Origin of the sequence: Neglectibacter sp. X4 (genome assembly GCF_009917365.1) — a bacterium.
In the GTDB taxonomy this organism is placed as follows: Bacteria; Bacillota; Clostridia; order Oscillospirales; family Acutalibacteraceae; genus Acutalibacter.
In genome coordinates this window covers 101,310-114,775 of the sequence record NZ_QWLE01000001.1, presented here as the reverse complement: position 1 = coordinate 114,775, position 13,466 = coordinate 101,310, and the positions used below count along the sequence as shown (strand labels likewise).

General features: G+C 57.2%; 12 protein-coding genes. 5 read left to right on the top strand and 7 right to left on the bottom strand.

What is annotated here, in order from left to right; all coding sequences use genetic code 11:
* Window positions 1-25: 25 nt before the first annotated feature.
* The 5 genes from D1841_RS00580 to D1841_RS00560 all read right to left on the bottom strand — a co-directional run bounded on the left by D1841_RS00580 (window position 26) and on the right by D1841_RS00560 (window position 6,098).
* Entirely contained in the window at window positions 26-1,327 is a 1,302-nt protein-coding gene (locus tag D1841_RS00580; protein WP_160641195.1) for a phenylacetate--CoA ligase family protein, read from the bottom strand.
* A 32-nt stretch (window positions 1,328-1,359) separates the two neighbouring features.
* Window positions 1,360-1,935: an indolepyruvate oxidoreductase subunit beta gene (locus D1841_RS00575; RefSeq protein WP_160641194.1), complete on the bottom strand. Its 576-nt coding sequence runs from the start codon at window positions 1,933-1,935 to the stop codon at window positions 1,360-1,362.
* A complete protein-coding gene (gene iorA, locus D1841_RS00570) occupies window positions 1,932-3,656 on the bottom strand; it encodes an indolepyruvate ferredoxin oxidoreductase subunit alpha (RefSeq protein ID WP_160641193.1) in 1,725 nt (574 codons plus the stop codon). Before iorA ends, D1841_RS00575 begins: the two co-directional genes overlap by 4 nt.
* A gap of 116 nt (window positions 3,657-3,772) precedes the next feature.
* Entirely contained in the window at window positions 3,773-5,122 is a 1,350-nt protein-coding gene (locus D1841_RS00565; protein ID WP_160641192.1) for a phenylacetate--CoA ligase family protein, read from the bottom strand.
* Window positions 5,123-5,228: 106 nt separating this feature from the next.
* Entirely contained in the window at window positions 5,229-6,098 is an 870-nt protein-coding gene (locus D1841_RS00560; protein ID WP_160641191.1) for a pyridoxamine kinase, read from the bottom strand.
* Window positions 6,099-6,539: 441 nt separating this feature from the next.
* Between D1841_RS00560 and metG the strand changes: the two genes are divergently transcribed.
* From metG to D1841_RS00535, 5 genes are all read left to right on the top strand, one after another.
* Window positions 6,540-8,501, top strand: coding sequence for a methionine--tRNA ligase (metG, locus tag D1841_RS00555; protein WP_160641190.1), 1,962 nt, complete (start codon window positions 6,540-6,542; stop codon window positions 8,499-8,501).
* 92 nt (window positions 8,502-8,593) lie between these two features.
* A complete protein-coding gene (locus D1841_RS00550; RefSeq protein WP_160641189.1) occupies window positions 8,594-8,944 on the top strand; it encodes a hypothetical protein in 351 nt (116 codons plus the stop codon).
* Window positions 8,937-9,743 carry a TatD family hydrolase gene (locus D1841_RS00545; RefSeq protein ID WP_201751155.1) on the top strand — a complete coding sequence of 269 codons (807 nt, stop codon included), beginning with the start codon at window positions 8,937-8,939 and terminating at the stop codon, window positions 9,741-9,743. The genes D1841_RS00550 and D1841_RS00545 overlap by 8 nt, the downstream gene beginning before the upstream one ends.
* Before the next feature lie 213 nt (window positions 9,744-9,956).
* Entirely contained in the window at window positions 9,957-10,607 is a 651-nt protein-coding gene (locus D1841_RS00540) for a TatD family nuclease-associated radical SAM protein (RefSeq protein ID WP_160641188.1), read from the top strand.
* 195 nt (window positions 10,608-10,802) lie between these two features.
* A complete protein-coding gene (locus D1841_RS00535; RefSeq protein WP_160641187.1) occupies window positions 10,803-10,946 on the top strand; it encodes a hypothetical protein in 144 nt (47 codons plus the stop codon).
* Here D1841_RS00535 and D1841_RS00530 read toward each other — a convergent pair.
* On the bottom strand, window positions 10,943-12,622 hold the full coding sequence (locus tag D1841_RS00530) for an AMP-binding protein (protein ID WP_160641186.1): 1,680 nt from the start codon (window positions 12,620-12,622) through the stop codon (window positions 10,943-10,945). The genes D1841_RS00535 and D1841_RS00530 overlap by 4 nt on opposite strands.
* 129 nt (window positions 12,623-12,751) lie before the next feature.
* The gene (locus D1841_RS19680) at window positions 12,752-13,300 is read right to left on the bottom strand and encodes a helix-turn-helix domain-containing protein (protein WP_160641185.1); all 549 of its coding nucleotides are present in this window, start codon (window positions 13,298-13,300) and stop codon (window positions 12,752-12,754) included.
* Window positions 13,301-13,466 lie beyond the last annotated feature (166 nt).

The following is a 13,466-nucleotide window of genomic DNA, read 5'->3' as shown; positions in this document are numbered from 1 at the left end:
TCCTTTCTTCCGGTTCGCATTGCCTTTAAAACTTTCTCCTGTCCTCCACCCGTTTGGCCTTGCCTTCAGAGCGCTGGAGGGACTTAGGTTCCAGAAGGGTGATTTTCGCCGCAATGTTCAGGGTGGACTGGAGCGCGCCGGCAATGCGCTTTTCCACTTTTTCCAGATTGCGCACGGTGTCGGAGAACATGCCGCTGTTCATCTCCACCTGCACTTCCAGCGTGTCCAGATTATTCTTTCTGTCCACCACCATGCGGTAGTTGGGATCCATGCCCAAATCAAGCAGCACGCTTTCAATCTGGGAGGGGAACACGTTGATGCCCCGGATAATGAGCATGTCGTCCGTGCGGCCCTTGGGCTTTGTCATGCGCACAGTGGTGCGCCCGCATTTGCACACCTCATGGGTCAGAGAGGCAATGTCCCTGGTGCGGTAGCGCACCAATGGCAGGGCTTCCTTGCCGATGCAGGTGAACACCAGCTCTCCTTCCACGCCGTCGGGAAGCTGCTCCCCGGTTACGGGATCGATAATTTCCGGATAGAAATAATCCTCCTGCACATGCATGCCCGCCTGCTCCTGGCACTCGCAGGAAACCCCAGGCCCGGCAATTTCCGAAAGGCCGTAAATGTCATAGGCCTTTATGGCCAGGGCCTTTTCAATCTCCCGGCGCATTTCCTCTGTCCAAGGCTCTGCCCCGAAAATGCCGATGCGCACCCGCAGGCTTTCAGGGTCTATGCCCTTGTCCCGGACGGTTTCCCCGATATACATGGCATAGCTGGGGGTGCAGCAGAGGATGTCGCTGCCATAGTCCTGCAAAATTTGCACCTGCCGGTTGGTGTTGCCGCTGGACACAGGGATAACTGCCGCCCCCAGCTTTTCCGCGCCGTCGTGCAGCCCCAGGCCCCCTGTAAAAAGCCCGTAGCCATAGGACACGTGTACCAGATCCTCCTTCTTGCCGCCCACTGCCACAATGGCCCTGGCGGCCCCGGTGGCCCAGGTGTCCAAATCCCTGGCTGTATAGGCCACCACCGTCTGCTTGCCTGTGGTGCCGGAGGAGGCGTGGATACGGGCCAGCTCCCCCCGGGGCACTGCCACCAGGCCGAAGGGGTAGGTATCCCGGAGATCCTGCTTCTCTGTGAAGGGCAGCTTCACGATGTCGTCAATAGATTTCACATCTTCTGGCTTGAGGCCAATGGCGTCAAACTTCTTTTTATAGAAGGGGACATTTTCATAGCAGCGCTTCACCATGTCCGCCAGCCGCTTGGACTGTATTTCCCGCAGGGTTTCCCGGGAAGCGCATTCAATTTCGGGCTGAAAATAATTTGGCATACCACATCATTCCTTTACAGTTTATTGTGGCCTTATGCCCCGAACCCCAGCCGGAAGGCCTTTTCGTTCAGCGCATAGAACTTTTCCGGCACGCAGGCCCGCACCGCCTCCAGCCACAGATCTTCATCCGGATCCAGGTGCCGGGCCATGGCACCGATAAGCACCACGTTCACCGCCTTCTGGGAGCCTGCCTCCTCAGAAAGCTTTAGAGCGTCAACCGCCAAAACCTTTGCGCCCTTTTCCTCCATGGCCGCAAGCAGGCCCTGGGGGTAAGCCGCCTGCCCGGTCACCACAGGCATGGGGTCTATTTTCTGGGTGTTCACCACCGCTGTGCCGCCGCTTTTCATGTAAGGCAAGGCCCTTGCCGCCTCCAACTGCTCAAAGGCCAGAAGCACATCCGCTTCCCCCCGCTCGATAACCGGGGAAAACACCTTTTCCCCGAAGCGCACATAGGTGACCACAGAGCCGCCCCGCTGGCTCATGCCATGAACCTCCCCTACCTTCACGTCATAGCCTTTTTGCAGCATGGCGCTGCCTAAAATCCGGCTGGCAAGCAGGGTGCCCTGCCCGCCCACGCCTACAATCATCACGCTTTTTGTCTGGCTCATGCTATCGCTCCTTTCCCGCAGAGCGCCGTACACACCCCGCAGCCCACGCACTGGGTGGGGTCGATAAGCGCCTTGCCGTCCCGCATGCTGATGGCAGGGCATCCTATCCCCATGCAGGCCTTGCAGCCTATGCATTTTTCCCCGCTTACCTCTAAGGGGGCGCTGTGCTTCACCGTCTTTAACAGGGCGCAGGGCCTGCGGCTGATAATCACCGAAGGCTCCTTTGCCTCAAGCTCCTCCTTGAGAACCTGCCGGGTCAGCTTCAGGTCATAAGGATCTACCACCCGCACCCGGCGGATACCCACTGCGCAGCACAGGGCCTCCAGATCTACCGCCTGGGCAGGCTCGTTGTAGATGTTAAAGCCTGTGGAGGGGTTCTGCTGGTGGCCTGTCATGCCGGTGATTGAGTTATCCAGGATAATGACAGTGGAATTGGTGCGGTTATACGCAATGTCAATGAGGCTGGTGATGCCGGAATGGATAAAGGTGGAGTCACCGATAACCGCCACAGCCTTCTTAGCAGCTCCCTCTCCCCGGGCCTTGTTATAGCCATGGAGGGCCGAGACAGAGGCTCCCATGCAGATGCAGGCGTCCATAGCGGAAAGGGGTGCGGAGGCCCCCAGGGTATAACAGCCAATGTCCCCGCTGACATACACCTTCTCCTGCTTCAAGGCATAGAACAGGCCCCTGTGGGGGCACCCGCAGCACATGACAGGCGGGCGCACAGGCAGAGGGCCTTCCAGGGCCGCGCTGGGGGCTTCCTCCCCGGTAAGCAGCTTTTTTATAAGCCGCTGGGAAAGCTCCCCGCAGCGGGGGAACAGCTCCTTGCCCACAACCTCCAGGCCCAGGGCCTTGCAGTGGGACTCAATAAAATCGTCCAGCTCCTCCGCCACATACAGGGTTTCGCACTGTGCGGCAAAGTCCCGCAGCAGCTTCTGGGGCAGGGGGTATACCATGCCCAGCTTCAGGTAGTTGGCGGAATCCCCCATGGCCTCCCTGGCATACTGGTACACTGCCCCGGCGCAGATAATGCCAATTTTCGCCCCGTTGTTCTCAATCCTGTTGATTTCGCACCGCTCCGCCCACTCTGCAAGGGCCTGGGTGCGGGCCTCCACCTTCTCGTGCTTAGGCCGGGCAAAGGCAGGCAGCATCACGTTTTTCGCCGGATCCTTTTTATATTCCTTTAAGGGGATTTCCCGCCGCTCCCCGCACTCCACCACGCTGCGGGCATGGGACACCCGGGTGGTCAGCCGCAAAAGCACCGGGGTGTCAAATTCCTCGGAAAGGGCATAGCCCAGCTTCGCGAATTCCTTGCACTCCTGGGAGTCTGCTGGCTCCAGCATGGGAAGTTTGGCGGCTTTCGCATAGTTGCGGGAGTCCTGCTCGTTCTGGGAGGAATGCATGCCCGGGTCGTCCGCCACAGCCAGCACCATGCCGCCGTTTACTCCTATGTAGCTCATAGTGAAAACCGGATCCGCCGCCACGTTCAGCCCCACGTGCTTCATGGCGCAGAAGGATCTGGCCCCGCCGACAGCGGCCCCGGCGGCGGCCTCCGCCGCCACCTTTTCGTTGGGCGCCCACTCGCAGGCAAGCTCCGGGAACTTTGCCGCCGCTTCCGTTATTTCCGTGCTGGGGGTTCCCGGGTAGCTGGACACCACCCGCACCCCCGCTTCATACAGGCCCCGGGCCACAGCCTCGTTGCCAAGTAACAGTTGTTTCATTTCAATCGCCCCGCGATACAGAATTCGCGCAAAAGCCTGTGAAAGCACAGCCCTTTATGCCCTGTACCGCTCCTTTCTTTGTATTCCACGCCGTTCCATCCTTCCTGGATAACAGCTTACTCTTTTTCATTTCGCAAGTCCAGCACCCGCTTTGCCTTACCCTGGAAGCGCTCCAGGGACTTCGGCGACACCAGGGAAACCTTTGTCTCCAGCCCCAGCACGCTCTTGAGCCTGTCGTGTATCTTCCCCTGCAGGGCCTGCAGTTCCCCAAAGCTTTCCAGGAGGCTGCCGTCGGTCAGCTCCACCTTGACCTCCAGCCTGTCCAGGAAGTTTTTCCGGGTGACCACAAGCTGATAGTGCGGCCCCACGTTCTCCATGCCCACCAGCACGCTTTCGATCTGGGAGGGGAACACGTTCACGCCCTTGATAATCAGCATGTCATCTGTGCGGCCCATCACCTTTTCCATACGCGCGTGGGTGCGGCCGCAGGCGCAAGGCTCGTAGTGCAGCCGGGTGATGTCCTTGGTGCGGTAGCGCAACACAGGCATGCCCTCCCGCAGCAAGGTGGTTACCACCAGTTCCCCCGCTTCCCCCCGGGCCTTGGGCCGCAGGGTGTCCGGGTCGATAATCTCCGGCAAAAAGCCGTCCTCGTTAAAGTGCAGGCCGCAGCGGCACAGGCACTCCCCTGAAACGCCAGGGCCTTGCAGCTCTGTCATGCCGTAATTGTCCGTAACCCTTACGCCCAGGGTTTCCTCAATGCGGGCGCGCATTTCCGGGGTGCAGCCCTCGCTGCCCAGGATGCCGTGGCGCAGCTTCCCGTAGGCCTCCCTGGGATAGCCGCTTTCCCGCACCAGCTCCCCCAGGTACAGGGCATAGGAGGGAGTGGCCACAAGGCCCGTCACCCCGAAGTCCCGGAGCATCATCAACTGCTTTTCCGAGTTCCCGGAGGAGGCCGGGATTACCGTTGCCCCAATTTTCTCCAGCCCGAAATGCAGGCCCAAGGCCCCGGTGAACAGCCCGTATCCAAAGGATATCTGGATAACGTCCTCCTCCGTCACCCCGGCGGCCGTGACCACCCGGGCCATAAAGTCGGACCACTGTTCAATGTCGCCCTTTGTATAGGCCCCCACAGTGGGCTTGCCTGTGGTGCCGGAGGAGGCGTGGATGCGCACAATGTCTTTCATGGGCACAGCCAGCATTCCGAAAGGGTAGTTATCCCGGATATCGTCCTTTGTGGTAAAGGGTATGTACTGGATATCCGACAGGGCCTTGATTTTATCCCCGCCTGTAATCCCCGCCTCCCCCAGGCGCTTATGATAAAAGGGCACATGGTTGTAGCAATAGTCTACCATGCGCCGCAGCCGCTGGAGCTGCAGTGCGTCCAGCTCTTTGCGGCCCATGGTTTCCACGTCTTTTTGAAAAAATCTTTCCCCCACTCTTCTAACCACTTTCCTTTCTTTGGGCATGCCGGTGGTTTTGCCGCTTTAAACCAGCAAAAAACCGCTCACCCCTATTGTAGCGGATTTCCCGGCAAATTGCAACAAAAAGTGTGCCTCCCTCCTTCTTTTTCTGTCACTTGCGGCTTTTCCGCTTTTCCTCCATCAGCCGGGCAAGCCAGGGCAGGTGGGTTTCAAATTTCGGCCCGAAGCGGGTGTCCCCGCCGCTTTGGGCTGTGGTGACAATGGTGCGGTGGGTAAATTCCACAGCCGTATCGCAGGCTTCATAAAGGGTCATTCCGTTTAGAAGCCCGCCCAGGAGGGTGGAGGAAAAGAGATCCCCTGTGCCATGGAAATAGCCGGGGATTTCCGGGCGCAGGGAAAGGCGCATTTCCCCTGTCTCCCGGTCAAAGCAGGCCGCGCCCAGCTCTCCCTTTTGCAGCCATGCCCCTGTAAGTACCGCCTGCCGGGGGCCTAAACCGCAAAGCGCCCGCAAAAGGCTTTCCAGCCCCTCCCGGGTGTAGGGGCCTGGGTCATAGGGCAGGCCCAGGATGTGGCAGGCCTCCGTCATGTTGGGGGCCACCACGTCTGCCCGGCGGCACAGGCGCACCATGCCGTCCGCCATCTCCTGGGTGTAGGTGCTGTAGAGCTTCCCCCCGTCCCCCATCACCGGATCCACCAGTACAAGGCTTTCTGGCTCCCGGAACATTTCAAAAATCTCCTCCACCATGCCAATCTGCCCCCCGCTGCCCAGAAAGCCGCTGTACAGCGCTTTAAAGCGCGCCCCCACGCTTTCCCAGTGCTTTGCCATGGGCAGAAGCTCCGGGGTCAAATCCCGGTAGATATATCCTGCAAAGCCTCCTGTATGGGTGGACAGCACTGCCGTGGGCAGGGCTGAAACCTCCACCCCGCAGGCGGACAGCACCGGCAGGGCCACTGTCAGCGAGCACTTCCCAAAGCCTGAAAGATCGTGTATGGCGGCGCAGGTCAATTCCCTCTGCTGCATTGTTCACTTCCATCCTTTCCTTGCGGTTTTATTCAAAAACCTATTCAAGTATAAAGTGTAAACCTTCCGGGAGAGAAAGTCAAACTTTACAAATGTGAAAAAAAATGCTAAAATAGCATGGTATATCCAGATTTCAGAACAGAAGGGCAGGTTTTCCCCTATGAAAGGCTATAATGACAAGCGCCGCAAGCTGTTTATCCGCGTCACCGCCGCCATGCTGGCCCTGTTGATGGCAGGCTCTGTGCTTTCAGCCCTGATTTTCAGGTAGGAGGGATTTCATGCCTTTTCATCATACCACGCTGTTTATGCCCTGCCGGCGAATGTAGGGGGCGCTGGGGATTTTTGTTCCCAGCGCCGGGGCCTGCGGCCCAAGGGCAGCCATACTATAAGAATGAAGATATAATATCCTGCGGTTTGCCGCAGAAAGGATGAAAGAAAACCATGGCAGAAAACAAAGGAAAGTATTATTTAACCACAGCAATTGCCTACACCTCTGGCAAGCCCCATATCGGCAACGTGTATGAAATCGTGCTGGCAGACGCAATCGCCCGCTTCAAGCGCCTGGAGGGCTATGACGTGTGGTTCCAGACAGGCACCGACGAGCACGGCCAGAAAAACGAGCTGAAGGCCGCTGCCGCGGGGGTCAGCCCCAAGGAATATGTGGACAAAATCGCCGGCATTATCAAGGGGCAGTTTGACTTGATGAACGTGTCCTACGATTATTTTATCCGCACCACAGACGAGTATCACGAGAAGGAAATCCAGAAGGTCTTTAAAAAGCTTTATGATCAGGGAGACATTTACAAAAGCTCCTATGAGGGGCTTTACTGCACAGACTGCGAATCCTTCTTCACCGAAAGCCAGCTTGTGGACGGCAAATGCCCGGACTGCGGGCGGGAAGTCCACCCGGCCCAGGAGGAAGCCTATTTTTTTAAGATGAGCAAGTATGCCCAGCGGCTTATCGACCACATCAACAGCCACCCGGAGTTTATCCAGCCTGTGTCCCGGAAAAACGAGATGATGAACAACTTCCTGCTGCCGGGCCTCCAGGATCTGTGCGTGTCCCGCACCTCCTTCACCTGGGGCATTCCTGTGGATTTTGACCCCAAGCATGTAGTATATGTGTGGCTGGACGCCCTGACAAATTATATCACCGGCATTGGCTACCACTGCGGCGGGGAATCTGAGGAGAAATTCCACAAGCTTTGGCCCGCCGATCTGCACCTTATCGGCAAAGATATCATCCGTTTCCACACCCTCTACTGGCCCATCTTCCTCATGGCCCTGGATTTGCCCCTGCCCAAGCAGGTGTTCGGGCACCCCTGGCTTCTGATGAACGGCGGGAAGATGAGCAAAAGTAAGGGTAACACCATTTACGCGGACGATCTGGTGGATGTGTTCGGCGTGGATCCCATCCGTTACTTTGTGCTGCATGAGATGCCTTATGACAACGACGGCAACCTCACCTGGGAGCTGGTGTGCGAGCGGAACAATTCCGATTTGGCAAACGTGCTGGGGAACCTTGTAAACCGCACCATTTCCATGAGCAATAAGTATTTCGGCGGCGTGGTAACAGACGCCGGGGTAACGGAGCCTGTGGACGATGATCTAAAAGGCTTTGTCAGCGCCTGCCGGGACAAGGCGGCGGCAAAGATGGAGAGCCTGCGGGCCGCAGACGCCATCACAGAGATTATGAGCCTGTTTAAGCGCTGCAATAAATATATTGACGAAACCATGCCCTGGGCCTTGGCCAAGGACGAGGCAAAGCTGCCCCGGCTGCAAACTGTGCTGTATAACCTGGTGGACTGCATCTGCACAGGGGCTTCCCTCTTGCAGCCCTTCCTGCCGGGCACCTGCGAGAATATTTTCTGGCAGTTAAACGCACAGCCCCGCGTGTGGGCAGATCTGGACAAAACCGGGCTGTATCCCAGCGGAAACAAGGTTACCGACAAGCCGGAGATTCTCTTTGCCCGCCTGGACGAAAACGAGGTGCTTGAAAAGGCTGAGGAAAAAAGGCTTGCCAACATGCCTGTGCCGGAAATCGAGGTGGAGCCGCAGCTTACAGAGCAGGTGGACTTTGGCACCTTCTGCAAGTCTGACTTCCGGGCTGTAAAGGTGAAGGCCTGCGAGGCTGTGAAAAAGAGCGACAAGCTTTTGCGCTTTACCCTGGATGACGGCACCGGCACAGACAGGCAGATTCTCTCCGGCATCCACAAATGGTATGAGCCGGAAGCCCTTATCGGCAAAACCCTCATTGCCATTGTAAACCTGCCCCCTCGGAAAATGATGGGCCTGGAAAGCTGCGGCATGCTTATCTCCGCCGTCCACAAGGAAAAGGGCGAGGAGGCTTTGCACCTGCTGATAGTGGACGACTCCATTCCCGCCGGGGCCAAGCTGTGCTAAGCAGCGTGGCGCTGCACCCATGCCGCGGGCAGCTTTCCTAAGAACCTTCCAAAAACTGCAAGAAAAACAAAATTCAAAGGAGTGTGTCTTTTATGAACATTAGTTGGTTTGGTACGGCTGTTTTAGTTGCGTCCTGCTGGATTTGCGCCGCCGCTTTCCTGGGCTGGGCTATATTTGCCCGGCGCTATAAAAAGCCTGTCTGGTTCTGGTCGGGCAGCACTGTTGACCGGGAAAGCATCGCAGACATTCCTGCCTACAACCGGGCAAACTCCCGCATGTGGACAATTTTCTCTTTGCCTTTCTGGATTTCCGGGCTGCTGGGCTTCTGGCTCCCCATGGCGTCGGGGATTCTGCTGGTGGTATCCTGCATTGGCGGCATACCCGCGCTTATCATAGGCTATAATAAAATTTTAAACAGATATAAAGCAAGCGACTATGAGTGAAAACATTTTACCCATTTCTGATTCCCCTGGGATTCGAATTTTCGATTCCCATGCCCATTATGACAGCCAGCAGTTTGACAGCGACCGGGAAAAGCTTTTAGGGGAAACCCTGCCTCAGAAAGGCGTAATAGGCATTCTGAACATGGGCAGCGACATCCCCGGCTGCGAAGCCACAGTCAAGCTTTGCAGGCGCTATGCATACGTGTACGGCGCGGCGGGCATCCACCCGGAGTGCGCCAAGGTTCTGCCGGAGGACTGGCTTTCCCAGGTGGAAAGGTGGCTTTCAGAGGAAAAAATGGTGGCGGTGGGAGAAATTGGCCTGGACTACCACTGGCTGGACGCTTGCCCCAAGGAGCGCCAGCAGGAGGTGTTTGCCGCCCAACTGGAACTGGCAAACCGTCTGGGCCTGCCTGTAGTGGTACACGACCGGGAAGCCCATGCAGACACCCTTTCTTTCCTGGAAAAATATCGTCCCCGGGGCGTGGTACACTGCTTTTCCGGCAGCCTGGAAACAGCCCGGCAGGTACTGGGCCTGGGGCTGTATATCGGCCTTGGAGGTGTGGTGACCTTTAAAAACGCCCGCCACGCCGTAGATGTGGCCCGGGAAATCCCGCTGGACCGCCTGCTGCTGGAGACGGACGCCCCTTACATGGCGCCTGTGCCCTATCGCGGCAAGCGCAACGACTCCTCCCTTATCGCCTATGTCATTGAGAAAATTGCGGAAATACGGGGGGAAGAACCTCAAACCATTGCAAATGCCGCCATCGAAAACACAAAAAAGCTGTTCGGCATAAACTGACAGGCTAAAAGGGTTGCGCTATTTTCTCTCTTGGCGCGTCTCTAAAAGGATTAGGCTTAGCAGGCATTTGGCTGCCGGGCCAAAAAGGCGGCGCCATTCTCTCACTTGGCGCGTCTTAAAATTTTTGAAGATTCCTAAGAAACTTTTTTCAAAAAGTTTCTTAGAGGCAGTTATAAACATACTGAAAGATTCCAAAGAAACGGAGCGAAAACCATGCTGTACGGAAGCAAGCCAGATGAGATCGATCCCAAGTTCGGCGCCAGCGTTACATACGAATACGGGAAAAACCTCTACGTAAACATGACAAACCATTGCCCCAACCGCTGTGATTTCTGCCTGCGCAATAACAGCGACGGCAGCCTCTATGCCACAAACCTCTGGTACCGGAACGGCGAGCCGTCTAAGGAGGAGGTTTGGGAGAATTTGCAGCGGCGGGATCTGAACGCCTACCATGAGATCGTCTTTTGCGGCTATGGCGAGCCTGCCTGCCGCTGGGACGATATGATGTGGCTGTGCGACCGCCTGAAAGAGCATGGCTCCCACTTTATCCGCATTAACACCAACGGCTTAGCCAACCTGATTACCGGGAAAAAGGCCTCCCTGGAGCTGGACGGGCGGGTGGACGCGGTGTCTGTCAGCCTGAACGCCAGCACACCCAAAAGGTATGACGACTTGTGTCACAGTCGGTTTGGCCTGGAGGCCCTTCCCGCCATCCTGCGCTTTACCGCTGACGCGGTTCTCAACGTCCCCCACGTGCGCATGACGGTGGTGAGCACCATGGCCCAGGAGGAAATGGACGAGTGCCGCCGCCTTTGTGAAAACGTGGGGGCGGATTTCCACGTCCGGGAATATATCCAAGAATAATGGCAAACCCTATTCCCAGCAGGTATTGGGAAAACAGGAGAAAGCCCCGCCCTCTCTGCTTTTTGAGGGTGGGGCTTTTGTTTCCCAAAATCTGTGAAAAATGGGCTGTTAAAGCAAAAAAACACGAAGGAAAGGAAAGATGCGGGGCGCAAAACGCCGCTTTTTCATGGCTTTTGTACCCCCATGGCGATTCCCATGAAAAAAACTGTATACTGGCTTCTCCTCTGCCTGCTGGCCCTTTATCTCACCGGCTGCGCCGCCGTGACCACCACAGGGCCTGTGGATCCAGGCCTGAGAAGGGTGTCAGCGGTGTCCCACAGGCCCGACGGCTGTATCTAGGGCTTCCCGGCGGTATCCATCTGCCGGATTTGGGCACGCTTGATTTTCCCCCCCAGGGTCTTGGGCAGCTCTGCCACATATTCAATGATCCGGGGATACTTATAAGGGGCTGTGGCCTTTTTCACATAAGCTTGCAGCTCCTTTGTCAGTTCCGGCGTACCTTCATAGCCCCTTGCCAGCACAATGGTAGCCTTCACCACTTGGCCCCGGATAGGATCCGGCGCGCCTGTAATGGCGCATTCCACCACAGCCGGGTGCTCCACCAGGGCAGACTCCACCTCGAAAGGCCCGATGCGGTATCCCGAGCACTTGATAACATCGTCATTGCGCCCCACAAACCAGAAATAGCCGTCGCTGTCCCGCCAGGCCACGTCTCCGGTATCGTAGTAATCGCCGCCCAGCTTTTCCTCTGTCATGGCAGGATTCTGGAAATAGCCTGTAAAGAGGCCCACCGGAGGCCTGCTTTTTACGTCCATAATGGCGATGGTGCCCTCCTCGCCGTCCTCGCAGAGATTCCCCTCCCTGTCCACTAGCTGCATGTCATACAGGGGATTGGGCTTTCCGGTAGAGCCGGGGATGGGGGGTATCCACTTGAAGTTTGCCAGCAGCACAGGGCCTTCGCTCTGGCCGAAGCCCTCGTAAATTTGCAGGCCCGTAAGCTCCTTCCACTTTTTCACCACTTCCGGGTTTAAAGGCTCCCCGGCAGTGGCGCAGTGGTGGATGGAGGACAGGTCATACCGGGACACATCCTCCTGAAGCATAAACCGGAACATAGTGGGCGGCGCGCAGAAGGTAGTCACCTTGTATTTTTCCAGGTGCGAGAGCAGGCGGGCAGGCTCGAATTTTCCCAGCATGTCATAACAGAAAACCGTAGCCCCGCACAGCCACTGGCCGTAAATTTTCCCCCAGCCGAACTTGGCCCAGCCGGAGTCGGACACGCTCATGTGGAGCTTGTTTTCCTCCACGCACTGCCAGTAACGGGCGGTGGTCACGTGGCCCAAGGGGTGGGCAAAGTTGTGCTGCACCATTTTGGGCATTCCCGTGGTGCCGGAGGTGAAATATACCAGCATGATATCGTCCCAGCGGGTGGCCTCTTCCCCTGAAGGCCGGGGAAATTCATCCGGATACCCCATGATTTTCTCGTCCAGGTTCAGCCACCCTTCCCGGCTCTCCGCCGCCAGGGCTTTCATTTGCAGGCTGGGAATCTCCCCCTGAGCCGCTTCCACCTGGGAAATGACAAAGGGATCGTTTACGCAGACAATGCCATGTATTTTCGCGGCGTTGCCCCGGTATACGATATCCTTTTTCGTAAGCTGCAGGGTGCCGGGAATCAGCACAGCGCCCAGCTTGTGGAGGGCCGCGGCACATATCCAGTATTCCCACCGGCGGCGGAGGATGAGCATGACCACAGAGCCTTTTTTCACCCCCTGGGCGCGGAAAAAGTTTGCCGCCCGGGCAGAAAGCTTCATGATGTCCGTAAAGGTAAACACCTTCTCTTCCCCGGACTCGTCGCACCACACCAGCGCCCTTTTCTCCGGCTCTGCCTGCGCCCAGGCGTCCACCACGTCAAAGCCGAAGTTAAAGTCCTCCGGCACATTGATTTTATAGTTTGCCCGGAAGTCCTCATAGCTGTCAAAGTCTATGCGGGGCATATATTTTTGCAAGAGATAGTCCATTTTCTTCATCCTTTCCTGTAGGGGCATTGAGCCGGCAGCCCCAGCCCGCAAACGCCTGTCCAGGACAGGCCGCCCGGCAAAGCCGGGCGCGGGAGGCTCCGCCTCCCGGTTTGCGGGCCGGGGGCGTGCTCACTCTGTAATAACTGTGACAAACCTGGCCTTCCCGCTGCCGCCGCAGCGCTGCCCATGGGGCAGGGTGGGATTAAAATAAATGGAATCCCCAGCCTTCAGCTCAAACTCCTTCTCCCCTATGCACACCACCACAACGCCCTCCAGCACCAGGTTAAACTCCTGGCCCGGGTGGGTGATAAGCTTTGCCGCCTCGTCGGTAGGCTCCAGCGTTACCAGCAGCGGCTGCATGATTTTATCCGCGTACCGGAAGGCCAAGTCCTCAAAATGGTACTCCGGGTTGCGGTTCACCACCCGGCCCTGGCCCCGGCGCACAATATGGTATGTATCCAGGCGGGCCGGCACGCCTGTGGCAATCTCTGTAAAGTCCACCTTAAATTTGTTTGCTATCTCATATATCACGCTGATGGGGATATCCCGCCCGTCCTCTTCATAGCCCTGATACACTGCCGGATCCAGGTGCAGCTCCCGGGCAAGCTGCTCTGCTGTGTAGTCGCTCGCTTCCCGCAGCTCCCGCAGCCGGGGGCCTATCTCATTGATGCCGCTCACGTCGCCACGCTCCTTTTCATGTGGATTTTGAAAAATTATACCACTTGGAAGCGCCGCCCGTCAATACCGTCCGCGCCAGAGGGAAGCCTGCCCAAAGATTTCGCCTCCCCTTTTCCCTGTTCAAAAAATAATCTTCCCAAACCCCCTTGCACTTTTCCTCCAGGTA

Coding starts and splice junctions, on each gene's coding strand:
- D1841_RS00545 (WP_201751155.1), top strand. CDS start 8,937: ATGAGTGAAAACATTTTACCCATTTCTGATTCCCCTGGGATTCGAATT.
- iorA (WP_160641193.1), bottom strand. CDS start 3,656: ATGAAACAACTGTTACTTGGCAACGAGGCTGTGGCCCGGGGCCTGTAT.
- D1841_RS00575 (WP_160641194.1), bottom strand. CDS start 1,935: ATGAGCCAGACAAAAAGCGTGATGATTGTAGGCGTGGGCGGGCAGGGC.
- D1841_RS00565 (WP_160641192.1), bottom strand. CDS start 5,122: ATGCCCAAAGAAAGGAAAGTGGTTAGAAGAGTGGGGGAAAGATTTTTT.
- D1841_RS00560 (WP_160641191.1), bottom strand. CDS start 6,098: ATGCAGCAGAGGGAATTGACCTGCGCCGCCATACACGATCTTTCAGGC.
- metG (WP_160641190.1), top strand. CDS start 6,540: ATGGCAGAAAACAAAGGAAAGTATTATTTAACCACAGCAATTGCCTAC.
- D1841_RS00550 (WP_160641189.1), top strand. CDS start 8,594: ATGAACATTAGTTGGTTTGGTACGGCTGTTTTAGTTGCGTCCTGCTGG.
- D1841_RS00580 (WP_160641195.1), bottom strand. CDS start 1,327: ATGCCAAATTATTTTCAGCCCGAAATTGAATGCGCTTCCCGGGAAACC.
- D1841_RS00540 (WP_160641188.1), top strand. CDS start 9,957: ATGCTGTACGGAAGCAAGCCAGATGAGATCGATCCCAAGTTCGGCGCC.
- D1841_RS00535 (WP_160641187.1), top strand. CDS start 10,803: ATGAAAAAAACTGTATACTGGCTTCTCCTCTGCCTGCTGGCCCTTTAT.
- D1841_RS00530 (WP_160641186.1), bottom strand. CDS start 12,622: ATGGACTATCTCTTGCAAAAATATATGCCCCGCATAGACTTTGACAGC.